The sequence below is a fragment of the Nocardioides kribbensis genome, assembly GCF_015070375.1.
GTDB lineage: Bacteria > Actinomycetota > Actinomycetes > Propionibacteriales > Nocardioidaceae > Nocardioides > Nocardioides kribbensis.
Genome location: NZ_JADCLL010000002.1, coordinates 525,380 through 548,874, shown reverse-complemented (window position 1 = coordinate 548,874; position 23,495 = coordinate 525,380). Strand labels below are relative to the sequence as shown.

Below are 23,495 nucleotides of genomic sequence, written 5' to 3'. Positions count from 1 at the left end.
CCCTCCCCCGCTTCGGCGCCGCGCCTGCCCGAGTGCCTGCACCCTGCTGCGATTCCGTGGCAACCGCCTCCTCACGGGGCGTAACCTTCGCGCTCGGCGCGTCGTTCTCCCTGGTGTCGGCCCACCGCGCGTCCGGCGCCCCGACCCATCTGCCGAGCCCCTCGGCGACGACGACAGGACAGCAGGGATGAGCACCGGTCACCGCGACGCCTTCCGCCCGGCACGACGCCGCGCGGAGGAGTTCGCCCGTCTCGTCGAGGACGCCTCGACCGGCCGGGCCGACGCGGCGCGCCACGCCGAGCTGCTTGCCCTCGTCGAGGCCCTGCGCGCCGAGCCCGCCCCCGAGCCGCGGCCCGACTTCGTGCTCGACCTGCGCGAGCGGCTGATGACCGCGGCGGCCTCGGAGCTGGTCGCCACGCGCACGTCCCCCGCGGTCGTCGACCGCCTCTCCGTCGCTCCCCGCCACGGTCGTCGCGAGCGGCGCCTCGCCGCCGCCATCGGTGGTCTCGCGGTCGTCGGCGCCACCTCCACGATGGCCGTGGCCGCGCAGAGCGCGCTGCCCGGTGACGTGCTCTACCCGCTCAAGCGCGCGATCGAGAACGCCCACACCGGCGTCAGCGTCGGCGCCGACGACAAGGGCGCGACGCTCCTGGCCAACGCGTCGGGCCGTCTGGCCGAGGTCGACCAGCTGAGCCGCTCCGGCGAGGTCGAGGACGCCGCGGTGATCACCCGCACCCTCGACGACTTCGCGGTCCAGGCCGCCGAGGCCGGCGACCTGCTCATCGGCGACTACGCCGCGACCGGTCGGGAGGGCTCGATCACCGAGCTCAAGGACTTCACCGCGACCAGCCTGGCCGACCTCGACGCCCTCTCGGGCCTGCTGCCCGAGGAGACCCGGGGCTCCCTCGTGCGCGCCGGCGACGTGCTCGCCACCATCGACGCGCAGGTCGACCAGCTGTGCCCGACCTGCGCCGGCGAGGGGATCACCCGGATCCCGTCGTGGCTGCTGCAGGCCGTCGGCCGGCTCAGCGACGACGTGCTCACCGCCGGCACCGGCCCGCGCGCCGACTCCGAGACCACCCGTCCTCGCCAGCGCCAGCAGCCGCTGGGTCCCGGCAGTGTCACGGTGCCGCCGCAGGGCGGCCAGACCGGCCCCACCGACGTGCTCCCCAGCCCCTCCCCCGTGGGCGGTGGCGGCGGCGACGACGGCTCCCCCTCGACCGGCGGCGGCAAGGACCCCCTGACCGACCTCCTCGACGGCGACGAGCCCGTCTCGGGTCCCGGCGGTGGTGGCGACGTGGGCGAGGACCTCGGCGAGGTCGTCGACGACCTCGAGGACACGGTCGGCGGCGTCGTCGGTGGCGCGGGGGGCGTCGTGGGCGGTCTGACCGACCCGCTCACCGGCGGCTGATCGACCGCGACGACCACCCGGGCCGGGCCCGCCCGTGCCGGACGGCGACGAGGATCAGCGGAAGACGGACTCGCGCTCCATCAGCAGCGTGTAGAGCGTCTGCTGGATGGTCTCGCGCACCTGGTCGGTGACGTCGAAGACGAGCATGGGGTCGTCGGCGGCACCGGCGTCGAACTCGTCGGTGCGGATCGGCTCGCCGAACTCCAGGAGCCACTTCGAGGGCAGCGGCACGAGGCCGAGCGGCCCGAGCAGCGGGAAGAGCGGCGTGATGGGGAGGTACGGCACGCCCAGCAGGCGGGCCAGCGACGGGATGTTGCCGATCAGGGGGTAGATCTCCTCGGCGCCGACCACCGACAGCGGCACGATCGGCACGCCGGTGCGCAGGGCGGCCGAGACGAACCCGCCGCGACCGAAGCGCTGCAGCTTGTAACGCTGGGAGTAGGGCTTGCCGATGCCCTTGAACCCCTCGGGCCAGACCCCGACCAGCTCGCCGCCGCGCAGCATCCGCTCGGCGTCCTCGGAGCAGGCCAGGGTGGCGCCGCTCTTGCGGGCCAGGGAGCTGACCACGGGCATCCGGAAGACCAGGTCGGCGCCGAGCGGGCGCAGGAAGCGCCCGGCCCGGTCGTGGATCGACACCATCGTCATCAGCCCGTCGATCGGCAGCGTGCCCGAGTGGTTGGAGACCACCAGGGCACCGCCCTCGGCCGGGATGTTCTCGATGCCGCGCACCTCGATGCGGAACCACTTCTCGGCGATCGGGCGCAGGGCCGCCATGAAGAAGCGCTGCGTGACCTCCTGGTCGAAGCCGTACTCGTCGACGGCGTAGTCGCCGGTGACGCGACGGCGCAGGAAGGCCAGGAAGTGGGCCAGCTGCGCCTCCCACTGCTCGCCGAACAGCTCACGGCTGGCGTGCTGGAAGGCCGCGAGCAGGTCCGCGGCCGGGATGCCGGCGTGGGGGTGCCGCTCGCGCGCGGTCACCGCGGGCCGCGGCGACTCCCCCTCGGGCAGGGTCGCGGCGGGGGTCTCCGTGCCGGACGGCTCGACGAGGGACTCGTCGGCGGGCTCGGCGGCGGGCTGCACGACGGGCTCAAGGGCGGGGTCCGCGGCGCCGGGGGCCTCGTCCACCGGCCCGGTCGCCGCGTCGGCGCGGCGGGCGGCGTCGGCCTTGCGTCGCACCGGACGCGGCTCGCCGCCGGCTCCGCCGGCGAGACCGCGGGCGGCCGACGACGGCGCCGTGCCCGTGCCGCGTCCGGGCCGTCCGCGCGTGCCGATGGGGATGATCTCGGCGTCACCCACGGTCGCTCCCGAGGGCCGGCACGGCGCGGGGGCCGACCGGGTCGGGGTCGGGCACGGGGAAGACCCGGCCGAGCCCGGCGAGCACGCGCTCGCTGCGCCGGGGGCCGCTGGGCATGAGGGCGGCGAAGTCGGCGAAGGCCTCCGCGGTGCTGAACTCGGGGGTGAAGCCGAGACCCTCGCGCATGCGCGTGGTGTCGACGCCGCGGCCGTAGGTCAGCATGCCGAGCAGCTCGGGCGAGAGGTCGGCGATCCCGGTCGAGCGCAGCGTCGAGGAGAGCCTCCCCAGGGCCAGGCCGGGCAGCGGCACGGTGGGGCGCTGGAGGCGGCGCACGGCCTGGGAGAGCATGAGGATGCCGTCACCGGCGACGTTGTAGGTGCCGGCGACGTCCTCGGTCACGGCGTGGCTGAGCGCGGAGAACAGGTCGCGCTCGTGCAGGAACTGCAGTCGGGCGTCGTAGCCGAGCACGGTGGGCACGACGGGGCTGCGGAAGTAGGACGTCATCGGGCTCGAGACGTGGGGACCGATCACGTTGGCGCAGCGCAGCATGGTGACGCCCACGTCGGGTCGGCGCCGCGCGAAGCCGCGGACGTAGCCCTCGATCTCGGCGACGTCCTTGGCGTAGCCCGCGCGGGGGGGACGCCGGGGCTCCATGTCCTCGGTGAACATCGCCGGGTCACGGTTGCTGGCGCCGTAGACCGTCGTCGTCGACTTCACGACGAGGCGGCTCACGCTCTCGGCGCGCTGGCACGCCGCGAGGAGCTGCATCGTCCCGATGACGTTGAGCTCCTTCATCGAGTTTCTGCCCCCGGCGCCGCTGGGGGTGGAGATGACGCTCATGTGGACGACGGTGTCGACGTCCTCCTTGGCGATCACCTTGGCGATCACCGGGTTGCGGATGTCGGCCCGCACGAACGACACGTCGCCGAAGTCGCCCCGGGGCGGGGTGACGTCGACGCCGATGACACGGCTGACGGTCGGGTCGAGGGCCAGCGTGCGCGCGAAGCGGCGACCGAGGTCTCGAGAGACCCCGGTCACGAGCACGACGCGGCTCACGACACCTCGACCGACCGGCCGGTCTTACTTGCCGAGCTTGCGACGCTGGACGCGCGTCTTCTTGAGCAGCTTGCGGTGCTTCTTCTTGGCCATGCGCTTGCGCCGCTTCTTGATGACAGAACCCACGGGTGAACCTTTCGAGACTGGTAGGCCCTGCGTGTCGACGCAGGGCCCGGTCAGCCTATCCGCCCGGGGGTGAGCCGCAGAATCAGGGTCGCCCGAGCAGACCGTCCCCGCCGGCAGTGCGGTCAGCCGGCGTCGTAGAAGCTGCGCCGGATGTACTCGTTGGCGTCCTCCTCACGGACGCGGAAGGAACGACCCACGCGCACTGCGGCGAGGTCGCCGTTGTGCACCAGGCGGTAGACCGTCATCTTCGAGACGCGCATCATGGCCGCCACCTCGGCGACGGTCAGGAAATTGGCGTCGGAGATGTCTCCGGGCGTGTTGGCAATCATCGAGCACCGACTTTCTGTTGCGGCACGCCACCAGCTTCCCCGCCAGTGCTCCCACGGCCACGTAGCCGTGAGAATAGGGCCAGAAGTGACTCGTGGGGAAGAGGAGACGCGAGTTGGACTGATCGGCTCGGCGTGTCGGCTTGCACGGGCCGGATCGGACCGTCCCGGAAGGGGCGGTGGTCCAGTCAGGGCATCGGGTCGAGACCGTGCAGCGGGAAGACCGCCATCCGGGTCTGGTGCACCGCGCGGTCGAGCCAGGTGTCGGGGTCGTAGCCGTCGGCCCAGTCGCGGTACGCCGGGTCCTGCCCGTCGGTCATCCGCAGCGGCGCGTTGACGCCGAGGGTGTGCTCGACGTGCTCGCGCCAGCCGCCGGGCGTGGCCGAGAGCGCGTCGAGCGGGCGACCGCCCACCACCGCGAGCAGGTGGGTCCAGGCCCGCGGCACGACCTGCACCAGCTCGTAGCCCCCGCCGCCCAGCGCCACCCAACGTCCCTGCGACACCTCGTGGGCGAGGTCGTGCAGGGCGAGGTAGGCGGCGCGCTGGCCGTCGACGGAGAGCATCAGGTGCGCCAGCGGGTCGTCGGCGTGGGAGTCGCAGCCCTGCTGGGTGACGAGCACCTGCGGGGCGAACTCGCGCAGCAGCGGGGGCACGACGGCGTGGAAGGCGCGCAGCCAGCCGGCGTCACCGGTGCCCGGGGGCAGCGCGACGTTGACCGCGGAGCCCTCCGCCCCCTCGCCGCCGGTGTCGGTGGCGAAGCCCGTGCCGGGGAAGAGCAGCTGCCCGGTCTCGTGCAGCGACACGGTGAGCACCCGGGGGTCGTCCCAGAAGGCGCGCTCGACGCCGTCGCCGTGGTGCACGTCGAGGTCGACGTAGGCCACCCGCTCCACGCCCTGGTCGAGCAGCCAGCGGATGCCGACGGCGACGTCGTTGTAGATGCAGAAGCCGCTGGCCCGGTCGCGCATCGCGTGGTGCAGGCCGCCGGAGATGTTCGCGGAGTGCAGCGAGTCGCCCGACCAGACCTGGCGGAAGGCCTCGACGCTGGCGCCGACCACGTGGGCGGAGGCCTCGTGCATGCCGCGGAAGACGGGGTCGTCCTCGGTGCCGAGCCCGAAGTCGGGCTCCGCGCGCCCCGAGCTCCCGGCGCGCACCACGGCCTCGATGAAGGCGGGGTCGTGCACCGTGACCAGACGCTCCTCGTCGGCCATGGGCGCCGCCACCATGCGCAGCCCGCCCTCGCCCACGACACCGAGCTCCTCGGCCAGCCGCATGGTCAGGTCGACCCGCAGCGGCGACATGGGGTGGCCGGGGCCGAAGTCGTAGGCCGTCAGGCTGGGGTCGAAGACGACCGTGGAAGGTCCGGGGCAGACGAGCACGCCCTCGACGCTACCCCGGTGTAACCTGCGCTCGTGCTCACGACGTCCCCGTCCACCTGGTGGCCCGCCTGACCGGCGGCCCACCGACCAGCACGCACCACCACACCACGGCCGCCCTCGGGCGGCCGTTCGTGCACCATCGCACCGGCACTCCTCGTCCGAGGGCTCTCACCAGGAGACCCCCATGACGACGCCCCCCGTCGGCACGAACGCCGACACCACCGCCGACACCGGCACGACCCGCCGACTGTCCCTGCTCAAGCCGACCGGACGCCTGACGCTGGGCAACCTCCTCGGCGCACTGCGGCCGATGGTGGCCGGCCAACGCGACGCCCAGTGCTTCTACGGCGTCGCCGACCTGCACGCCCTGACCGTCGAGCACGAGCCGGACCGGCTGCGCGCACTGACCCGCGAGCTGGCCACCACACTGCTCGCCGTGGGTCTCGAGGAGGCGACGCTCTTCGTGCAGAGCCGGGTGCCGGCCCACGCGCAGCTGGCCTACCTCCTGGAGTCCACCGCCCACGTGGGCGAGCTCGACCGGATGATCCAGTTCAAGGAGAAGCAGCGCGCCGGAGGCGCCGGCGGCAGCCGCGTCTCGCTCTACACCTATCCCGCTCTCATGGCCGCCGACATCCTGCTCTACCGCCCCGACGAGGTCCCGGTGGGCGACGACCAGCGTCAGCACGTCGAGCTGACCCGCGACCTCGCCCTGCGCTTCAACCGGACCTACGGCGAGGTCTTCACCGTGCCCAGGATCGTGACCCCGCCAGCCGGTGCGCGGGTCATGGACCTGGCCGACCCGCGCACCAAGATGGGCAAGTCGGCCGCCTCGGCGGCCGGGGTCGTCGGGTTGCTCGACCCGCCCGACGTGGTGCGCCGCACGATCGCTCGGGCCGTCACCGACAGCGACACCGGGCGTGACGCCGTGCGCGCCGACCGCGAGGCCAAACCTGGCGTGACGAACCTCCTCGAGGTGCTGGTGGCGTGCGGTGGCTCGACCGAGGGCCTCACCACCTACGGCGCCCTCAAGCGCGCCGTGACCGACGCCGTCGTCGCGGCGCTGGAGCCGGTGCAACGCCGTTACGCCGAGCTGACCGCCGACCCCGGCCACGTCGAGGCTGTCCTCGCGGACGGGGCGGCTCGGTGCCGTGAGGTCACCGAGCCCGTGCTGGCCCGGGCCGAGGCCGCCATGGGCCTGTGAGCGGTGGTGGTGTCACCGGGCCCGCGGCTCAGAGGTCGAGCACGGTGGCGACGGCCGCGGCCAGCGCCGGGCCGTCGTCCTCCTGCAGGAAGTGGCCCGCGCCCGTGACCACCGGGTGCTCCAGGCCGGCCGCTCCCGGCACCGCGCGGCGCAGCACCGGAGCCATCGCCCCGGTGATCGGGTCGAGGTCGCTGAAGGCGGTGAGGAACGGCCGCTCCCAGCGGGCAAGCCGCTCCCAGGCCGCACGGTTGGCCGCGGTCGCGGGGTCGTCGGGCCGGGTCGGCACCAGCAGGGGCATGGCGCGGGGCCCGGCCTTGAAGGCCTCGTCGGGGAAGGGGGCGTCGTAGGCCTCGCGCGCGCCGGGACGCAAGGGGCGGGCGCAGCCGGAGGCGACCAGGCGGCCGACGTCGAGCACCTCGGCGCGCTCGACCGCGCGGCGGAAGTCCCACCACACCTCGGGCATGTCGCGGTCGCCCGTGGGCAGCCCCGTGTTGGCGGCGACCACGGCGGCGAAGCGCTCGGGGTGCTCGGCGACCAGGCGCAGCCCGATCAGGCCGCCCCAGTCCTGGCCCACGAGCACCACGTCGTGCAGGTCGAGCACGTCGACGACCAGCTCGCGCACCCACTCGACGTGACGGGCGTAGGAGTGGTCGGCCACGCGCACCGGCTTGTCGGAGCGACCGAAGCCCACCAGGTCGGGCACGACGCAGCGCACGCCGCGGGCGACGAGGTCGGCGACCACGTCGCGGTAGAGGAACGACCACGTCGGCTCGCCGTGCAGCAGCAGGGCGACCGGCGCCTCCACCGAGCGCGGGCCGAGGTCGACGTAGGCCATCCGCAGGGCGGCCTCGGGCGGGTCGTCGGGGTCACTGACCTCGGCGTAGGAGGCGGGCCAGTCCTCCTCGAGCGCGGCGAAGCGGTCCTCGGGCGTGCGCAGCACCTTCACGGCCCGCTCCCCTACTTCTTCTGCCGCCGGCTGCCGGCGTGCCAGTCCTCCTGGCCGCCCACGTCACCCGGCTCGACGCCGAAGGAGCGCAGCTGCGGCTTCTCGCGCAGGCTGCGCTTGAGCTCGGCGAAGCCCGGGAAGCGGGCCAGGCCGACCACGTGGTCCCAGAGCTCGCCGGCCTCCTCCTCGCTCGGCATCCGGCTGATCACCGGGCCGAAGAAGGCTGCGCCCTCGGGCGGTGCGACGTGGAGGATCGGAGTGCCGACGTCCTTGCCGGTGAGGGCGAGGGCCTCGTCGGTCTCGGCCTGGAGCTGGGCGTCGCGGTCGGTGTCGTCGAGGTGCGCGGCCAGCCCGGCGGGCAGGCCCGCCTCCTCGAGGGCGGCGGCCACGAGGCCGTCGAGGTCGGTCGGGTCGTAGGCGTCGGGCGCGACGTCGAAGACGCGGGTCGACAGCGCGGGGTAGAGCCGGGCCACCGCGTCGGGCCCGTGGTCGTCGCGCGCCTGCGCGCACAGCCGCAGCATGCGCAGGCCGGCGGTGTGGCCGGCCTCGTACTCCGGCGGGAAGTGGGCGTCGTAGTCGACGTGGGCGTTGAGCAGCCGCAGCGAGATGAAGCGCCACTCCACGTCGTAGTCGCGCTGCGACTGCACGAGCCGCACCCAGCGGCTGGTCATCCACGCGAAGGGGCACACCGGGTCGAACCAGAACCGCACGTCGGGATCGCTCATGGCCCCAGCCTGCCAGGGCGCGCCACGGGCAGGCCGCGACGCCGCGCTGCTCAGCGGCGGGCGTCGCGCTCGGCCAGGGCGGCCAGGGTGAGCAGCTGCTTGCGCATCATCACCAGGTCGCCCCAGGCCAGGGCGGCCGCGCGCAGCCGCTGCGGGCGGGTCGCCCCGCGGGCGGTCATCCGGCAGACCAGCCGGCACGGCCCGGCGCCCGCGTCGTCGTCGGGCACGACGGCGTACGTCACGCCGATCGGGCCGAGCGGGCGGCTGGCCGAGGCCGTGGTGACCCCGGTCCAGGAGCGGCCCTCGTCGACGGCGAGCAGCGCGTAGACCCCCAGCATCCGCTGGCCGACCTCGAGCCGCTCGGCCCCCGGCGTCAGCTCCCGCGGGCTGCGCCGGCCCAGGTTGTCGACGAGGTCGTAGGAGTACGGCGCCACCGCGGTCTGGCACAGCCAGCGCCACGTCAGCGGGGCGGGGGCCGCGACCGGCACGGCGCGGTCCATCGCGACCGCTGCGCCCTCCCCGCGCTCGGGCAGCACCGCGTCGACCGGGAGCGACCGCGCGAGGTCGACAGGCGTCGTGCCCCACGCCCACGGCAGGCCCGACCTCACCGGCCCGACCTCACTGGCCCGACCTCACTGGCCCTGGGCCAGCTGGCGCGAGCGGTCGCGCGCGGCCTCCATCGCGGCCAGGAAGGCCGCGCGCACGCCGTGCTGCTCCAGCTCGCGCAGCGCCGAGGCCGTGGTGCCGCCGGGGGAGGTGACCTGCTCGCGCAGGACCGTGGGGTGGGTGCCGGTCTCGCGCAGCATCTTGGCCGAGCCCACCAGGGTCTGGATGACCAGGTCGGTGGAGGTGCTGCGCGGCAGCCCGAGGTGCACGCCGGCCTCGATCATCGACTCCACGACGAAGAAGATGTAGGCCGGGCCCGAGCCCGAGATGGCGGTGACGGCGTCCTGCTGGCGCTCGGGGATGCGCAGCACGCGACCCACCGACCCCATGAGCGCCTCGGCCTCGGCGAGGTCGGCCTCGCTGCAGTGCGAGCCGGCCGAGATGCCGGCCATGCCCTCGTCGACCAGGGCCGGGGTGTTGGGCATGACCCGCACGACGGCGACGCCCTCGGGCACGCGCTCCTCGATGAAGCCGGTGGTGATGCCCGCGGCCAGCGAGACCAGCAGCTGCCCGGGGCGCAGACCGGACGCGATCTCGGCGAGCACGTCGCCCATGTCCTGGGGCTTGACCACCAGGGCGACGGTGTCGGCGCGGGTGGCGGCCTCGAGGTTGCCGACCACGGAGACGCCGTAGCGCTCCTCGAGCTCGCGGGCCCGCTCGGCGCGCTTCTCCCCCACCAGCAGGCGGTCGACGCGGCGACCGGCGCGCACGAGACCCGAGAGCAGCGTCTCGCCCATCACCCCCGCCCCGATGATCGCGGTCTGGGCGGCGGGTGCGGTCTGCGCCATGCGCGACGCCTCCTTCGGAGCTACTTCTTGGAGATGAGGGACGTCAGGAAGAATGACAGGTTCTGCGGACGCTCGGCGAGGCGTCGCATCAGGTAGCCGTACCACTCCTGGCCGTAGGGCACGTAGACCCGGACGGTCTCGCCCTCGCCGGCCAGCCGCTTCTGCTCCTCGGGCCGGATGCCGTAGAGCATCTGGAACTCGTAGCTGCCCGGCTGACGCCCGAAGCGGCTGGCCAGCGAGGAGGCGATCTCGACCATGCGGGGGTCGTGGGTGGCGATCATGGGGTAGCCCTGGCCGGCCAGGAGCACCTTGAGGCAGCGCACGTAGGACCGGTCGACCTCGAGACGGTCCTGGTAGGCCACCGACTCGGGCTCGTTGTAGGCGCCCTTGCACAGCCGCACCCGCGAGCCCTCGTAGGCCAGCTGGCGGCAGTCGTCCTCGGTGCGGTGGAGGTAGGCCTGGAGCACGGCCCCGGTCTCGGGGAAGTCCTTGCGCAGGTCGCGCAGGATCGCCAGCGTCGAGTCGGTGGTGGTGTGGTCCTCCATGTCGAGGGTCACCGAGGTGCCGGCGTTGCGGGCGGCCCGGCAGATGGTGCGGGCGTTCTCCAGCGCGAGGCGGTGGCCGCCCTCGGGGGCGACGTCGTCGGGCAGGAACTGCCCGATCGCGCTCAGCTTGACCGAGACCTCGGCGTGGCGGGTCAGCCCGCGCGCCGCGAGCGCCTTGAGCACCTCGACGTAGGCCGCGACGGTGGCCTCGGCCTGGGCGCGGTCGGTGGTGTCCTCGCCCAGGTGGTCGAGGGTGACGGTCAGGCCGTCGTCGACCAGCGCCGCCGTGGCCGCGACCACGGCGTCGGTGCTCTCCCCCGGCACGTAGCCGCGGACGATGCCCGCGGAGACCGGCATGGTGCTGACGAGCCTCTTGACCTGGGAGCTCCGCGCGAGGAGCAGGAGCGGCTGGCGGAGCAGGGACATGACGCCAATCTACGACGGGCCCCTGCGGCTCCCGTGGCGAGGGCGGGCTGCATCGGGGCGGCTGCACCCGCGACGGCGGGCTCAGCCGGCGAGGTGCTCGCGGGCGAAGGCCAGCGACTCGGCCAGGTCGGCCTCGCGGGCCTCCTCGCTGCCGCTGCGGCGGGTGTTGATCTCGACCACCACGTCGCCGGCGAAGCCGCTGGCGCCCAGGTGGCGCAGGAACCGGTCGGCGCCGGTGGAGCCGCGCCCCGGCACGAGGTGCTCGTCCTTGGCCGAGCCGCTGCCGTCGGTGAGGTGCACGTGGCGCAGCCGCGGGCCGAGCCGCTCGGCCATCGCGACGACGTCGGAGCCGGCGATGGAGGCGTGGGACAGGTCGATCGTGGTGTTGGCGTAGGGCTCGGCCGAGGGGTCCCAGCCGGGCTGGTAGACCTCGACGCCGCGCTTGGAGGTGGCCTTCCAGGGATACATGTTCTCCACCGCGAAGCGGATGCCGGTCGACTCCTCCAGCGCGGCGATGCCGTCGACGAAGCCGCGGGCGTAGTCCTTCTGCCAGCGGAAGGGCGGGTGCACCACCACGACCTCCGCGCCGAGCTCGTGGGCCATGTCGGCCGAGCGCTGGAGCTTGGCCCACGGCTCGGCGCCCCACACGGCCTGGGTCAGCAGCAGGCAGGGGGCGTGCACGGAGCACACCGGCACGCCGTGGTGCTCGGAGAGCTGGCGCAGCGCGGTGGGGTCCTGGGTGATCCGGTCGAGGGCGACCATGACCTCGACGGCGTCGTAGCCGAGGGCGGCGGCGCGCTCGAAGCCGCGGGCGGCCGACTCGGGGTAGACCGACGAGGTGGACAGGCCGACACGGGTCGGCCCGCCCGCCGGGGCGGGGACGGGGTCGCTCACCCGGGTCAGCCCAGCACGCTGATCTGGTCGAGCCGCTCGAGGATGACGCCCTCGCGCAGCGCCCACGGACAGATCTCGAGGGCCTGGAGGTCGAAGATGTCCATGCACGCCTCGGCCACCAGCGCGCCGGGCAGGATCTGGTGCGACCGGCTCGGGGAGACGCCGGGCAGGGCCGCGAGCTCCTCGGGCGTCATGGTGACCAGCCGCGGGATCCACTCGCGCAGCTCGGCCAGCGGCAGCACCCGCGGCACCAGCGGGCCGTCGCCCGAGGGCGCGGCCCCGCAGATGCGGGCCAGGGAGCGGAAGGTCTTCGAGGTGGCCGCGGCCCGGTCGGGGGCTCCGGCGCGCAGCAGGTTGCCGGCGTCGCGCGCGATGTCGGCGCGGATCTGCTTGCGCAGCTTCTTGATGGCGTCGTCGTCGGGCGGACCGCCGCCGAACCACTGCCGCGCCAGCCGGGCGGCCCCCAGCGGCATCGACCACGCCACGTCGGGCGCCTCGTCGCCGCCGCCGGCGATCTCCAGCGACCCCCCGCCGATGTCGAAGACGGCCAGGCGGCCCGCCGACCAGCCGAACCAGCGGCGTACGGCCAGGAAGGTGAGCCGGGCCTCGTCCTCGCCCGAGAGCACGCCGATCCGCACGCCGGTGCGGGCCTCGACGTGGTCGAGCACGGCCTCGGAGTTGACCGCGTCGCGCACCGCGGAGGTGGCGAAGCCGATCATGTCCTCGCAGCCCTTGTCCTCGGCCACCACGACGGCCTGGGCGGTGAAGGCGGTGAGCGCGTCGATGCCGGCCTGCGAGACCGCGCCGTGCTCGTCGAGCACCTCGGCCAGGCGCAGCGGCTCCTTGTAGGAGTACGCCGGGAGCGGCGCCGCCCCGCCGTGGGCGTCGACGACGAGGAGGTGGCCCGTGTTGGAGCCGATGTCGAGCACGCCCAGACGCATGGCCTCAACGTACTCCCCGTAGGCTCGGCGGGTGCCCGAGGTCGACCTGGTGTTCCCCCGCGCGTGGGTGGAGTTCGAGAACCCCGCCGACGCCTCCGAGGTGATGCGCTGCGACCTGACCTGGCTGACCTCGTCCTACACCTGCATCTTCGGCCAGGGCTGCGCCGGCATCTACGCCGACGCCCCCGACGTCGGCTGCTGCACCCTGGGGGCGCACTTCGCCGACGAGGGCGACGAGGAGCGCGTGGCCGGCCACGTCGCCCGCCTCGACGGCCGGCTGTGGCAGCAGCACCCGGGCGGACCCGACGCCGCCCCCGGCGCCGTCGACGCCTCGGTGTGGGTCGAGACCGACGACGAGGGGGCGCGCAAGACGCTGGTCACCGAGGTCGACGGCCAGCGCGCCTGCATCTTCCAGAACCGGCCCGGCTCCGCCCTCGGCGCCGGCTGCGCGCTGCACGCCCTGGCGCTCGAGGAAGGCCGCGAGCCGCTGGAGACCAAGCCCGACGTGTGCTGGCAGCTGCCGATCCGGCGCACCTTCCGCGAGGTCGAGCGCCAGGACGGCACCGAGGTCACCGAGGTCTCGATCGGCGAGTACGACCGCCGCGGCTGGGGGCCCGGCGGCCACGACCTCGACTGGTACTGCTCGGGCAACACCGAGGCTCACGTCGCCCCCGAGCCGGTCTACCTCACCCACGCCCCCGAGCTCACCGCCCTCATGGGCCCCGAGGCCTACGCCGAGCTCGCGCGCCACTGCGAGGCCCACGTGCGCTCGCGCAGCGCCCTCGCGCTGCACCCGGCCGACCCCCGGCCCTGACCCGCGACCCGCCCTGCCCTGACCCGTCGCCCCGCCCCTCGCCGGGCCGGACCCGCGAGTAAAGAACTCTCGATGTCGAGAGAACCCGACCCCGGTGTCAAGCGCTGCGGGCGTGTTGTCCACAATTCCTGACATGCGCCTGGACCACCTCTCCTACGCCGCCGGACCCGACGGACTCGCGGGCACCGCCCAGCGCATCGGGCGCCTGCTCGGTCGCGAGTTCAGCGACGGCGGTGTGCACCCCCGCTTCGGCACCCGCAACATGACCCTGGCCCTGGCGGGGGGCACCTACCTCGAGATCGTCGAGGTGCTCGACCACCCCGCCTCCGACAAGGCCCCCTTCGGCCAGGCCGTCCGCGCCCGCTCCGCCCTCGGCGGCGGCTGGCTGGGCTGGGCCGTGGCCGTCGACGACATCAGCGTCGCCGAGCAGCGCCTGGGCCGCGAGGCCGCGCAGGGCAGCCGGCACCTCCCCGACGGCACCGAGCTGCGCTGGAAGCAGATCGGCCTCAACGGCCTCATCGCCGACCCGCAGCTGCCGTTCTTCCTGCAGTGGGAGGTGCCCGCCGAGCTGCACCCCAGCCAGGGCGCCGACGAGGGCTACGCGCTGGCCTGCCTGGAGATCGCCGGCGACCCGCAGCGCGTCAGCGAGTGGCTCGGCGAGACCGTCGAGGCGCCGCTCGAGGACGTCAAGGTGGAGTGGGTCGCCCCGCACGGCACCCCCGGCATCATCGCGGTGCAGCTGCAGACCCCGTCGGGTCTCGTCCGGCTCTGACACCGGTCGGCGACGGCTCGTGAGCCGCCCCTCGCCCGGTGCGGTGCCGAGCCCCAACATCTGGCACCACACCGCCACCTACGAGCTCGAGAACACCGCGGTCGACCCCGAGCGGCGCATCGAGGCCGCGATGGCCGCGCTGCACGACTGGTCGGGGCAGCGCTTCCTCGACCTGGGCTGCGGCACCGGCTTCCACCTGCCCCGGTGGGCCGAGCGCGCCGGCAGCGTCGTGGGCGTCGAGCCCCACCCCGACCTGGTGGCGCTGGCGCGCCGGCGTACGTCGCGCCTGGCCGGCGTCGGCGTGCTCCAGGGCACCGCGCAGGACGTGCCACTGCCCGACGCCTCGGTCGACGTCGTCCAGGCGCGGTGGGCCTACTTCTTCGGACCCGGCTGCGAGCCGGGACTGGCCGAGCTCGACCGCGTGGTGGCCCGCGGCGGCACGGCCTTCGTGGTCGACAACGACCCCACCCGCTCCACCTTCGGCGACTGGTTCCGCCGGGGCTACCCCCACCTCGACCCGCCCGCGGTCGTCGAGCGCTTCTGGTCGACCCGCGGCTGGACGCGGGTGCCGCTCGACGTCTGCTGGCGCTTCACCTCCCGCGCCGACCTCGAGGCGGTCACCCGCGTCGAGCTGCCGGGCCCGGTGGCCGACGCCGTGCTCGGCGAGCACGAGGGCCTCGAGGTCGACTACGCCGTCAACCTGTGGTGGAAGCGCTTCTAGCCGCCGCGGTCAGCTGGAGCCGCGCACGGCGAGGGTCGGGGTGAGCAGGACGCCGTCGCCGACGCGGGGCGGGTGGCCGAGCAGGCCCTCCAGGGCGGAGACGATCTCGATCGCCACCTGCTCCAGCGGCTGGCGCACCGAGGTGAGACCGGGGGTGACGACCTGGGCGACCTGGGAGTCGTCGAAGCCGACGACGGCGACGTCGCGGCCGGGGGTCAGCCCGCGCGCGGCCAGGGTCTGGAGCACGCCCATCGCCAGGGTGTCGGAGGCGCACACGAAGCCGGTGGGCGCGGCGTCGTCGAGCAGGGCGGCGCTGGCCTGCGCGCCGCTGGTCACGGTGTCGTCGACCCGGGCGGCGAGGCCGGCCGAGGACAGCCCCTGCGCGTGCAGGGCGCGGCGCCAGCCCTCGCGCCGGTCCTCCCCGATCGGGGAGTCCTTGCGCCACCCGATCCACGCGACGCGCTGGTGGCCGCGCTCGAGCAGGTGGCGGGTGGCCAGCTCGCAGCCCGCGGCCCCGTCGACGTCGACCCAGGGGTGGTGGGCCTCCGGGGCGTCCCACGGCCGGCCGAAGGCCACGAAAGGAGCCCGCCGCGACCCGAGCCAGCCCGCCTGGGGGTTGCCGAGGTAGGTGTCGGTGACGACGAAGGCGTCGACCGCGGTGGAGCGCAGCAGGTCGTCGTAGCCCGACAGCGGGTCGTCGGCCTCACCCGCGAAGAGCAGCACGTGGTAGCCCGCGTCGCGCGAGGTCTCGACCAGCGAGTGGACGAAGCGGTCCATGGTGGCGTTGGCCGTGCCCTCCTGGGCGGCGCTGATGCGCAGGCCGATCAGGTGGGAGGAGCGGGTGCGCAGGTTGCGGGCGGCCCGGTTGGGCAGGTAGCCCAGCTCGGCGATGGCCTGCTGCACGCGCTGCAGGGTGTCGGCGCGCAGCAGGTCGGGGTTGTTGACCGCGTTGGAGACCGTCTGGCGCGAGACGCCGGCCCGCTCGGCCACGTCGGCCAGCGTGGGCGGCGCACCCGTGGGGACGGCAGGGCGACCGGGCCCGCGCGACGCGTTCCGCACCCCCACCGGCGTCTCCTGACAGCTCGCTCCGGCCGTCGGCGGCCGGTGCTCTTGATCGATCCAAGCAGAAGCATAACTTTGCCGCCGCGGCGCCGTCCCCCGTTCTCCGGGGTGAGGCCGCCGGCCCCGCGCCGGGCGGGCGGGGCGGCGGGGGCCCGGGCCGCGGGCGCTGTCGGTGGGGTCGCCTAGCGTGCGCCCCATGGCCAAGACCTCCACCCGCGCAGCCCGTCCCGGCTACCGCTGCACCGAGTGCGGCTGGGAGACCGGCAAGTGGGTCGGCCGCTGCGGTGAGTGCCAGGCGTGGGGCTCGGTGGCCGAGGCCTCGGCGCCGGTCCACCGCGCCGCCGCGGCGCCCGTCACGACCCCGGCCGTGCCGATCGGCGAGGTGTCGGTGGAGGAGTCCTCCTTCCGCACCAGCGGCGTGCCCGAGCTCGACCGGGTGCTCGGCGGGGGCCTCGTGCCCGGCGCCGCCATCCTGCTGGCCGGCGAGCCCGGCGTCGGCAAGTCCACGCTGCTGCTCGAGGTCGCCGCCCAGACCGCGCGCCTGCGCCACCGCACGCTCTACGTCACCGGCGAGGAGTCGGCCTCGCAGGTGCGGCTGCGCGCCGACCGCACCGGCGGGGTGCAGCCCGAGCTCTACCTCGCCGCCGAGACCGACCTGGGCGCGGTGCTGACCCACATCGAGGAGACCCGCCCGACGCTGCTGGTCGTCGACTCCGTGCAGACGATCGGCGCCTCCGGCGTCGACGGCGTGCCCGGCGGGGTCACCCAGGTCAAGGAGGTCGCCGCCGCGCTCATCCGCGTGGCGAAGACCCGCAACATCACCACCGTGCTGGTCGGCCACGTCACCAAGGACGGCTCCATCGCCGGCCCGCGGGTGCTCGAGCACCTCGTCGACGTCGTGCTGCACTTCGAGGGCGACCGCAACTCCCGCTTCCGCATGGTGCGGGCCATGAAGAACCGCTTCGGCCCGGTCGACGAGGTCGGCTGCTTCGACCTCTCCGCCGACGGCATCACCGCGGTCACCGACCCCACCGGCCTCTTCGTCGAGCAGCACCACGGCCAGGTCGCCGGCACCTGCGTGGCCGTCACCCTGGAGGGGCGGCGCCCGCTGCTGGCCGAGGTGCAGGCCCTGGTGACCCCCTCCGCGCTGGAGCGTCCCCGGCGTACGACGTCGGGGCTCGACTCCTCGCGCGTGGCGATGGTGCTGGCCGTGCTCCAGCAGCACTGCGGCGTCAGGCTCCACGCCCACGACGTCTTCGCCTCCACCGTCGGCGGCGCCCGGCTCCACGAGCCGGCCAGCGACCTGGCCCTCGCGATCGCGCTGGTCTCGGCCAGCCACGGCGTCGCGCCGCCGACCGGGGTGGTGGCGATGGGCGAGATCGGCCTGGCCGGTGAGCTGCGCCGGGTCCGCGACCTGCCGCAGCGGGTGGCCGAGGCCGCCCGGCTGGGCTTCCGGGTGGCCGTCGTGCCCTCCGAGCCGGGCCAGGCCGCGCGGCGCTCGCCGGAGTCGTGGGTCGTCGACGGCATGAAGGTCCTCGACGTGCCCGACGTCGCCTCCGCCCTGCGGCTGCTGCGGCTGGTCGGGCGCGACGAGGTCCGCCCGCCGCGGGTGCCCCAGACCTGAGCCCGGGCCCGAGGCGGCGCCCGCGCGGGTCACAACGGCGTCACGACCCCGCCATGACCGCGCGGGCGGGCGCACGGGCGCCTAGACTCCCTCGTGGCGGCCGCCGGGGCCGCCGACCCGCACCCTGGAGGACCTCGTGGTCGCCGACCGCTCGGACGAGACCCTGCGCCTGCGCGCGACCCTGGCCTCGATCGCTCCCGGCACCTCCCTGCGCGACGGTCTGGAGCGGATCCTGCGCGGGCGCACCGGCGCGCTGATCGTGCTCGGCCACGACAAGACCGTGGAGTCCATCGCCACGGGCGGCTTCACCCTCGACGTGCCCTTCACCGCCACCGGCCTGCGTGAGCTGGCCAAGATGGACGGCGCGATCATCGTCGACAAGGACAACACGCGCATCATCCGCGCGGCCGTCCACCTCATGCCCGACCACACGATCCCCTCGGAGGAGACCGGCACGCGTCACCGCACCGCCGACCGGGTGGCCAAGCAGACCGGCTACCCCGTGATCTCGGTGTCGCAGTCGATGCAGATCATCGCCGCCTACGTCGGCGAGACCCGCCACGTGCTGGAGGACTCCGGCCAGATCCTCTCCCGGGCCAACCAGGCGCTGGCCACCCTGGAGCGCTACAAGCTGCGTCTCGACGAGGTGTCGAGCACCCTGTCGGCGCTCGAGGTCGAGGACCTCGTGACGGTGCGCGACGTGGCCGTCGTGGCCCAGCGCCTGGAGATGGTCATCCGCATCGCCCGCGAGATCGAGGACTACGTGCTCGAGCTCGGCACCGACGGCCGCCTGCTCTCGCTGCAGCTGGAGGAGCTGGTCACCGGGGTCGACGCCGAGCGCGAGCTGGTCGTGCGCGACTACCTGCCCGCCGGGCGTCGCAGCAAGAGCCCCGAGGAGCTGCTCGGGCGCCTCGAGGCGCTGAGCCCCACCGAGCTGGTCGACCCGGCCGCCACCGCCCGGGTGCTCGGGCTGGGCAACGGCGAGCACCTCGACGGTGCCGTGGCGCCGCGGGGCTACAGGCTGCTGGCCAAGGTGCCGCGCCTGCCGGGGTCGGTGGTGGACCGGCTCGTCGACCACTTCGGCACCCTGCAGAAGCTGCTCTCGGCCGGCATCGACGACCTCCAGGCCGTCGAGGGCGTGGGCGAGCTGCGCGCCCGCAGCGTGAGGGAGGGACTCTCGCGCCTGGCGGAGTCGACCATCCTCGAGCGCTACGTCTGAGGGCGACCGCCCTCGCGGGCCTCGTCCTGCGCCTCCTGCTCGGCCTCCTGCACCGGCGAGAGCAGCCGGAACTGCACGTCGGCGGGCTCGCCGCCGATCGCGGCCGCGGCGACGTGGTACCACCCCGGCAGCGCCCAGTCGGCCGCGCGGGTGCACTCGGCGTCGGAGCGGCGCCCCGACCACACGACCTCCACCGTGGTGGCCTCGGCGCTGCGCACCACGACGTCCTGCGGCACGACGGCCCGGCGGCACTCGCGCGTCGTCCAGATCTCGTCGTCGCCCGAGGTGATCTTGAGGGTCAGCTCGCGCGCGGAGGTCGTCCAGGTGCACGCCTCGGAGTCCAGGGAGCGCACGGCCACGTCGATGCCCACCTCGCCGCCGGCCACGGCCGAGGTCACGCTCGGCACCACCTCGAGCTCGCCGTCGTCGCACGGCCCGTCGGGCTGCGCCGGCACCGGCTCGGGGGTGCGGGTGGCGCGCGGTCGGTCGGGGCGCCGGGTGGGCTCTGCGGTGGGGCCCGCGCTGGCGCCCGCGGTGGGGGCGTCGGCCGCGGCGTCGGTGGGGGTGGCCGAGGGGCTGGCCTCGGGCGCCGCGGTCGGGGCCGGGTCGGCGGCCGTCTGCACGGCCTGCGGGGTCTCGTCGCCGCCGGTGAGGGCGCCGACGATCCGCACCAGGGCCACGAGGAGGAGCACGAGCAGCAGGAGCACGATGCCGCGGCGCACCCAGTACACGCGCGCCGGCAGCGGTCCGCGGGTCAGCGACGTCATGGCCGTCACCGTAGCCAGCCCGGCCCGCCCGGTCGGGGTGCCACACCGGGGTCGCGCCCGCCCGGGTGAGAATGGCGGCGATGAGCAGCCTGCACGCCCCCCTGCTGGAGTGGTACGACGAGCACGCCCGCGACCTGCCGTGGCGTCGGCCCGAGGCGTCGGCGTGGTCGGTGATGGTCTCGGAGCTGATGCTCCAGCAGACCCCGGTGGCCCGGGTGCTGCCCGTGCACGCCGCGTGGATGGAGCGCTGGCCGACGCCGGGCGACCTGGCCGCCGAGCCCACGGGCGAGGCCGTGCGCGCCTGGGGCCGCCTGGGCTACCCGCGACGCGCCCTGCGCCTGCACGCCGCGGCCACCGCCATCGTCGCCGACCACGGCGGCGAGGTGCCCCGCGACCACGCCGTCCTGCTCACGCTGCCCGGGGTCGGCGAGTACACCGCCGCCGCCATCGCGTCCTTCGCCTTCGGCCAGCGCCACGTCGTGCTCGACACCAACGTGCGTCGCGTGCTGGCGCGGGTGCTCGGCGGCGACGAGCTGCCGCCGGCCGGGCTCACCCGCGCCGAGCGGGAGCGGGCCGCCTCGGTGGTGCCCGACGACGAGGCCACGGCGGCGACCTGGGCGGTGGCGGTGATGGAGCTCGGGGCGCTCGTGTGCACCGCACGCCAGCCCGCCTGCGCCGACTGCCCGCTCGCGGCGCAGTGCGCCTGGCTGGCGGCCGGGCGGCCGGCGTACGACGGGCCGCCGCGGCGCGCGCAGGCCTGGGCCGGCACCGACCGGCAGTGCCGCGGGCGGCTGATGGGGGTCGTGCGCGACGCCGAGGGCCCGGTGCACGTCTCGGCGCTGGTGGCGGCCTGGCCCGAGCCGGAGCAGCGCGAGCGGTGCCTGGCCGGCCTGGTGGCCGACCGGCTGCTCGTGCGGGCCGGCGACAGCGCCTACGCGCTGCCCTGACCCGGCCCTGAGCCGGCCCGGCCCGGTCGACGCGCCGCCGTCGCCCGGACGCAGCAGCGCCCCGGACCTGGCGGCCCGGGGCGCTGCGTGCTGTGCGGTGTGGTGCTCGGTCAGCCGGTCGTCACTCGGTCTCGCCGGTGGCCCGCGGGACGTCGCGCGGGCCCTCCTCGTCGGAGGGACCCTCGCCGAGGGCGTCGCCGACCTCGACCCCGGCGGTCTCGAACGGCGGCAGGTCGGGCAGGGCCGCGACCTTCTGGCCCTGGAAGGTGAAGGTCGCGCCGGGGCCCTCGCCCTCGACGTCGACCAGCACGATCTGGCCCGGGCCGACCTCGCCGAAGAGCATCTTCTCGGCCAGGACGTCCTCGATCTCGCGCTGCACCGTGCGGCGCAGCGGCCGCGCACCCAGCACCGGGTCGAAGCCCCGCTCGGCCAGCAGGTTCTTGGCCGACTGGGTGAGCTCGAGCTGCATGTCGCGGTCGCGGAGGCGGACCTCCACGGCGGCGACCATGTTGTCGACCATGTGCACGATCTGCTCGCGCGACAGGGGCGGGAAGACGATGATCTCGTCGACACGGTTGAGGAACTCGGGGCGGAAGTGCTGCTTGAGCTCCTCCGAGACCTTGCTCTTCATGCGCTCGTAGGAGCCCGCCGCGTCGCCGCTCTGGTTGAAGCCCAGGTGCACCGACTTGGCGATGTCCCGCGTGCCGAGGTTGGTCGTCATGATGATGACGGTGTTCTTGAAGTCGACGACCCGACCCTGGGAATCGGTCAGGCGACCCTCCTCCAGGATCTGCAGCAGGCTGTTGAAGATGTCGGGGTGGGCCTTCTCCACCTCGTCGAACAGCACCACCGAGAACGGCTTGCGCCGCACCTTCTCGGTCAGCTGGCCACCCTCCTCGTAGCCGACGTAGCCGGGAGGCGAGCCGAAGAGGCGCGAGACCGTGTGCTTCTCGCTGAACTCCGACATGTCGAGCTGGATGAGCGCGTCCTCGTCGCCGAAGAGGAACTCCGCCAGCGTCTTGGACAGCCACGTCTTGCCGACGCCCGAGGGCCCGGCGAAGATGAACGACCCACCGGGACGCTTGGGGTCCTTGAGCCCGGCACGGGTGCGGCGGATGGCCCGGCTGAGCGCCTTGACGGCCTCGTCCTGGCCGATGACCCGCTTGTGGAGCTCGTCCTCCATCTTGAGCAGGCGGGAGGACTCCTCCTCCGAGAGCTTCACGATCGGGATGCCGGTGGCGACGGCGAGGACCTCGGCGATCAGCTCCTCGTCGACCTCGGCGACCTCGTCCATGTCGCCGGCGCGCCAGGCCTTCTCGCGCTCGGACTTCTTGAGGATCAGCTGCTTCTCCTCGTCGCGCAGACGCGCGGCGGCCTCGAAGTCCTGACCGTCGATGGCGGCCTCCTTGCGCTGGCGGACCTCGCCGATCTTGTCGTCGAACTCGCGCAGCTCGGCGGGCGCCGTCATGCGACGGATGCGCAGGCGCGAGCCCGCCTCGTCGATGAGGTCGATCGCCTTGTCGGGCAGGAAGCGGTCGGAGATGTAGCGGTCGGCCAGCGTCGCCGCCGAGACCAGGGCCTCGTCGGTGATGGTGACGCGGTGGTGCGCCTCGTAGCGGTCGCGCAGGCCCTTGAGCATCTCGATCGTGTGGGCGATCGAGGGCTCCGCGACCTGGATCGGCTGGAAGCGGCGCTCGAGCGCGGCGTCCTTCTCCAGGTGCTTGCGGTACTCGTCGAGCGTGGTGGCACCGATGGTCTGGAGCTCACCGCGGGCCAGCATCGGCTTGAGGATGCTGGCGGCGTCGATGGCGCCCTCGGCCGCGCCGGCACCGACGAGAGTGTGGATCTCGTCGATGAAGAGCACGATGTCGCCGCGGGTGCGGATCTCCTTGAGCACCTTCTTCAGGCGCTCCTCGAAGTCACCGCGGTAGCGCGAGCCGGCGACCAGCGCACCCAGGTCGAGGGTGTAGATCTGCTTGTCCTTGAGCGTCTCGGGCACGTCGCCCTTGACGATGTCCTGGGCCAGGCCCTCGACGACGGTGGTCTTGCCGACGCCGGGCTCGCCGATCAGGACGGGGTTGTTCTTCGTGCGGCGCGAGAGGATCTGCATGACCCGCTCGATCTCCTGGGAGCGGCCGATGACGGGGTCGAGCTTGCCGTCACGGGCGTCCTGGGTGAGGTTGCGGCCGAACTGGTCGAGGACCAGCGAGGACGACGGGGCCTCGCCGCTGGCGCCGGTGGCGGCCGCGGCGGACTGCGAGGACTCCTTGCCCTGGAAGCCCGACAGCAGCTGGATGACCTGCTGGCGCACGCGGTTGAGGTCGGCGCCGAGCTTCTGCAGCACCTGGGCGGCCACGCCCTCGCCCTCGCGGATCAGCCCGAGCAGGATGTGCTCGGTGCCGATGTAGGAGTGGCCGAGCTGCAGCGCCTCGCGCAGGGACAGCTCGAGCACCTTCTTGGCGCGCGGGGTGAAGGGGATGTGGCCGGACGGGGCCTGCTGGCCCTGGCCGATGATCTCCTCGACCTGGGCGCGGACGGCCTCGAGCGAGATGTCGAGGCTCTCCAGCGCCTTGGCCGCGACGCCTTCTCCCTCGTGGATGAGACCGAGCAGGATGTGCTCGGTCCCGATGTAGTTGTGGGAGAGCATGCGGGCCTCTTCCTGGGCCAGCACGACCACCCGGCGGGCTCGGTCTGTGAACCGCTCGAACATGCGCATCGCTCCTCGTGCAGGTGGGGTGCCGTCCGCTCCTGGGTGGAGGGAGGGTACGGAGTGTCCAACCCCGCTGACAGCCTACGCGTTCCCCCTCAGCGCAGAAGGTGCGTCCGCTGAGAGCGAACACGCCCGGTC

23 protein-coding genes are annotated in these 23,495 nt (G+C 74.2%); 8 read left to right on the top strand and 15 right to left on the bottom strand.

The features are described 5' to 3' along the window. Positions 1–187 precede the first annotated feature (187 nt). Positions 188–1,411: a DUF5667 domain-containing protein gene (locus IR170_RS08165; RefSeq protein WP_193661956.1), complete on the top strand. Its 1,224-nt coding sequence runs from the start codon at positions 188–190 to the stop codon at positions 1,409–1,411. A 54-nt stretch (positions 1,412–1,465) separates the two neighbouring features. Here the strand turns inward: IR170_RS08165 and IR170_RS08160 are convergent, their stop codons facing one another. From IR170_RS08160 to IR170_RS08140, 5 genes are all read right to left on the bottom strand, one after another. Then, positions 1,466–2,707, bottom strand: a complete 1,242-nt coding sequence (locus tag IR170_RS08160) for a lysophospholipid acyltransferase family protein (protein ID WP_193661955.1) — start codon at positions 2,705–2,707, stop codon at positions 1,466–1,468. Next, the gene (locus IR170_RS08155; protein ID WP_193661954.1) at positions 2,700–3,761 is read right to left on the bottom strand and encodes an NAD-dependent epimerase/dehydratase family protein; all 1,062 of its coding nucleotides are present in this window, start codon (positions 3,759–3,761) and stop codon (positions 2,700–2,702) included. The genes IR170_RS08160 and IR170_RS08155 overlap by 8 nt, the downstream gene beginning before the upstream one ends. 24 nt (positions 3,762–3,785) lie before the next feature. After that, complete coding sequence (locus IR170_RS08150) at positions 3,786–3,887, bottom strand: 30S ribosomal protein bS22 (protein WP_008356322.1); 102 nt, start codon at positions 3,885–3,887, stop codon at positions 3,786–3,788. A gap of 122 nt (positions 3,888–4,009) precedes the next feature. Beyond that, positions 4,010–4,216 (bottom strand): helix-turn-helix domain-containing protein, encoded by a 207-nt coding sequence (locus tag IR170_RS08145; protein ID WP_056864857.1) that lies wholly within the window; start codon positions 4,214–4,216, stop codon positions 4,010–4,012. Between the two features lie 185 nt (positions 4,217–4,401). Beyond that, the gene (locus IR170_RS08140) at positions 4,402–5,589 is read right to left on the bottom strand and encodes an acetoin utilization protein AcuC (protein ID WP_319804970.1); all 1,188 of its coding nucleotides are present in this window, start codon (positions 5,587–5,589) and stop codon (positions 4,402–4,404) included. 184 nt (positions 5,590–5,773) lie between these two features. On the opposite strand from IR170_RS08140, the gene trpS reads away from it, so the two are divergent. Continuing rightward, a complete protein-coding gene (gene trpS / locus IR170_RS08135) occupies positions 5,774–6,790 on the top strand; it encodes a tryptophan--tRNA ligase (protein WP_193661953.1) in 1,017 nt (338 codons plus the stop codon). 28 nt (positions 6,791–6,818) lie between these two features. Here trpS and IR170_RS08130 read toward each other — a convergent pair whose 3' ends face one another. The 7 genes from IR170_RS08130 to IR170_RS08100 all read right to left on the bottom strand — a co-directional run bounded on the left by IR170_RS08130 (position 6,819) and on the right by IR170_RS08100 (position 12,721). Beyond that, positions 6,819–7,736 (bottom strand): haloalkane dehalogenase, encoded by a 918-nt coding sequence (locus IR170_RS08130; RefSeq protein ID WP_193661952.1) that lies wholly within the window; start codon positions 7,734–7,736, stop codon positions 6,819–6,821. A gap of 11 nt (positions 7,737–7,747) precedes the next feature. Next, entirely contained in the window at positions 7,748–8,461 is a 714-nt protein-coding gene (locus IR170_RS08125; RefSeq protein ID WP_193661951.1) for a mycothiol-dependent nitroreductase Rv2466c family protein, read from the bottom strand. A 50-nt stretch (positions 8,462–8,511) separates the two neighbouring features. After that, positions 8,512–9,069, bottom strand: a complete 558-nt coding sequence (locus IR170_RS08120; protein ID WP_193661950.1) for a hypothetical protein — start codon at positions 9,067–9,069, stop codon at positions 8,512–8,514. 24 nt (positions 9,070–9,093) lie between these two features. Further along, positions 9,094–9,915, bottom strand: a complete 822-nt coding sequence (gene proC, locus IR170_RS08115) for a pyrroline-5-carboxylate reductase (RefSeq protein WP_193661949.1) — start codon at positions 9,913–9,915, stop codon at positions 9,094–9,096. Positions 9,916–9,935: 20 nt separating this feature from the next. Beyond that, the gene (locus tag IR170_RS08110; RefSeq protein WP_227488785.1) at positions 9,936–10,886 is read right to left on the bottom strand and encodes a proline dehydrogenase family protein; all 951 of its coding nucleotides are present in this window, start codon (positions 10,884–10,886) and stop codon (positions 9,936–9,938) included. A gap of 81 nt (positions 10,887–10,967) precedes the next feature. After that, the gene (locus IR170_RS08105) at positions 10,968–11,780 is read right to left on the bottom strand and encodes a sugar phosphate isomerase/epimerase family protein (protein WP_193661948.1); all 813 of its coding nucleotides are present in this window, start codon (positions 11,778–11,780) and stop codon (positions 10,968–10,970) included. 5 nt (positions 11,781–11,785) lie between these two features. Then, positions 11,786–12,721 (bottom strand): Ppx/GppA phosphatase family protein, encoded by a 936-nt coding sequence (locus IR170_RS08100; protein ID WP_193661947.1) that lies wholly within the window; start codon positions 12,719–12,721, stop codon positions 11,786–11,788. A 31-nt stretch (positions 12,722–12,752) separates the two neighbouring features. Here IR170_RS08100 and IR170_RS08095 point away from each other — a divergent pair, with 31 nt between their 5' ends. From IR170_RS08095 to IR170_RS08085, 3 genes are all read left to right on the top strand, one after another. After that, a complete protein-coding gene (locus tag IR170_RS08095) occupies positions 12,753–13,535 on the top strand; it encodes a hypothetical protein (RefSeq protein ID WP_056864865.1) in 783 nt (260 codons plus the stop codon). Between the two features lie 133 nt (positions 13,536–13,668). Then, positions 13,669–14,307 carry a VOC family protein gene (locus IR170_RS08090; protein WP_193661946.1) on the top strand — a complete coding sequence of 213 codons (639 nt, stop codon included), beginning with the start codon at positions 13,669–13,671 and terminating at the stop codon, positions 14,305–14,307. A 19-nt stretch (positions 14,308–14,326) separates the two neighbouring features. Further along, positions 14,327–15,028, top strand: coding sequence for a class I SAM-dependent methyltransferase (locus IR170_RS08085; RefSeq protein ID WP_193661945.1), 702 nt, complete (start codon positions 14,327–14,329; stop codon positions 15,026–15,028). A 9-nt stretch (positions 15,029–15,037) separates the two neighbouring features. On the opposite strand, the gene IR170_RS08080 is transcribed toward IR170_RS08085, so the two are convergent. Beyond that, positions 15,038–16,018, bottom strand: coding sequence for a LacI family DNA-binding transcriptional regulator (locus IR170_RS08080; protein ID WP_319804969.1), 981 nt, complete (start codon positions 16,016–16,018; stop codon positions 15,038–15,040). A gap of 268 nt (positions 16,019–16,286) precedes the next feature. On the opposite strand from IR170_RS08080, the gene radA reads away from it, so the two are divergent. After that, positions 16,287–17,714, top strand: a complete 1,428-nt coding sequence (gene radA / locus IR170_RS08075; protein WP_056864868.1) for a DNA repair protein RadA — start codon at positions 16,287–16,289, stop codon at positions 17,712–17,714. 136 nt (positions 17,715–17,850) lie between these two features. Beyond that, a complete protein-coding gene (gene disA, locus IR170_RS08070; protein WP_200919148.1) occupies positions 17,851–18,933 on the top strand; it encodes a DNA integrity scanning diadenylate cyclase DisA in 1,083 nt (360 codons plus the stop codon). Here the strand turns inward: disA and IR170_RS08065 are convergent. Continuing rightward, positions 18,924–19,700, bottom strand: coding sequence for a hypothetical protein (locus tag IR170_RS08065; RefSeq protein WP_193661944.1), 777 nt, complete (start codon positions 19,698–19,700; stop codon positions 18,924–18,926). The genes disA and IR170_RS08065 overlap by 10 nt on opposite strands. 80 nt (positions 19,701–19,780) lie before the next feature. Between IR170_RS08065 and IR170_RS08060 the strand changes: the two genes are divergently transcribed. Next, positions 19,781–20,647 (top strand): A/G-specific adenine glycosylase, encoded by an 867-nt coding sequence (locus tag IR170_RS08060; RefSeq protein ID WP_193661943.1) that lies wholly within the window; start codon positions 19,781–19,783, stop codon positions 20,645–20,647. A gap of 121 nt (positions 20,648–20,768) precedes the next feature. Here the strand turns inward: IR170_RS08060 and IR170_RS08055 are convergent, their stop codons facing one another. Continuing rightward, positions 20,769–23,357 (bottom strand): ATP-dependent Clp protease ATP-binding subunit, encoded by a 2,589-nt coding sequence (locus IR170_RS08055; RefSeq protein WP_056864871.1) that lies wholly within the window; start codon positions 23,355–23,357, stop codon positions 20,769–20,771. Positions 23,358–23,495: the final 138 nt, after the last annotated feature.

What these genes read in the sequence shown, in the direction of transcription:
- proC (WP_193661949.1), bottom strand. Translation starts at nt 9,915, where the DNA reads ATGGCGCAGACCGCACCCGCCGCCCAGACCGCGATCATCGGGGCGGGG.
- IR170_RS08125 (WP_193661951.1), bottom strand. Translation starts at nt 8,461, where the DNA reads ATGAGCGATCCCGACGTGCGGTTCTGGTTCGACCCGGTGTGCCCCTTC.
- IR170_RS08055 (WP_056864871.1), bottom strand. Translation starts at nt 23,357, where the DNA reads ATGTTCGAGCGGTTCACAGACCGAGCCCGCCGGGTGGTCGTGCTGGCC.
- IR170_RS08110 (WP_227488785.1), bottom strand. Translation starts at nt 10,886, where the DNA reads ATGTCCCTGCTCCGCCAGCCGCTCCTGCTCCTCGCGCGGAGCTCCCAG.
- IR170_RS08100 (WP_193661947.1), bottom strand. Translation starts at nt 12,721, where the DNA reads ATGCGTCTGGGCGTGCTCGACATCGGCTCCAACACGGGCCACCTCCTC.
- IR170_RS08090 (WP_193661946.1), top strand. Translation starts at nt 13,669, where the DNA reads ATGCGCCTGGACCACCTCTCCTACGCCGCCGGACCCGACGGACTCGCG.
- IR170_RS08165 (WP_193661956.1), top strand. Translation starts at nt 188, where the DNA reads ATGAGCACCGGTCACCGCGACGCCTTCCGCCCGGCACGACGCCGCGCG.
- radA (WP_056864868.1), top strand. Translation starts at nt 16,287, where the DNA reads ATGGCCAAGACCTCCACCCGCGCAGCCCGTCCCGGCTACCGCTGCACC.
- IR170_RS08060 (WP_193661943.1), top strand. Translation starts at nt 19,781, where the DNA reads ATGAGCAGCCTGCACGCCCCCCTGCTGGAGTGGTACGACGAGCACGCC.
- IR170_RS08065 (WP_193661944.1), bottom strand. Translation starts at nt 19,700, where the DNA reads ATGACGTCGCTGACCCGCGGACCGCTGCCGGCGCGCGTGTACTGGGTG.
- trpS (WP_193661953.1), top strand. Translation starts at nt 5,774, where the DNA reads ATGACGACGCCCCCCGTCGGCACGAACGCCGACACCACCGCCGACACC.
- IR170_RS08145 (WP_056864857.1), bottom strand. Translation starts at nt 4,216, where the DNA reads ATGATTGCCAACACGCCCGGAGACATCTCCGACGCCAATTTCCTGACC.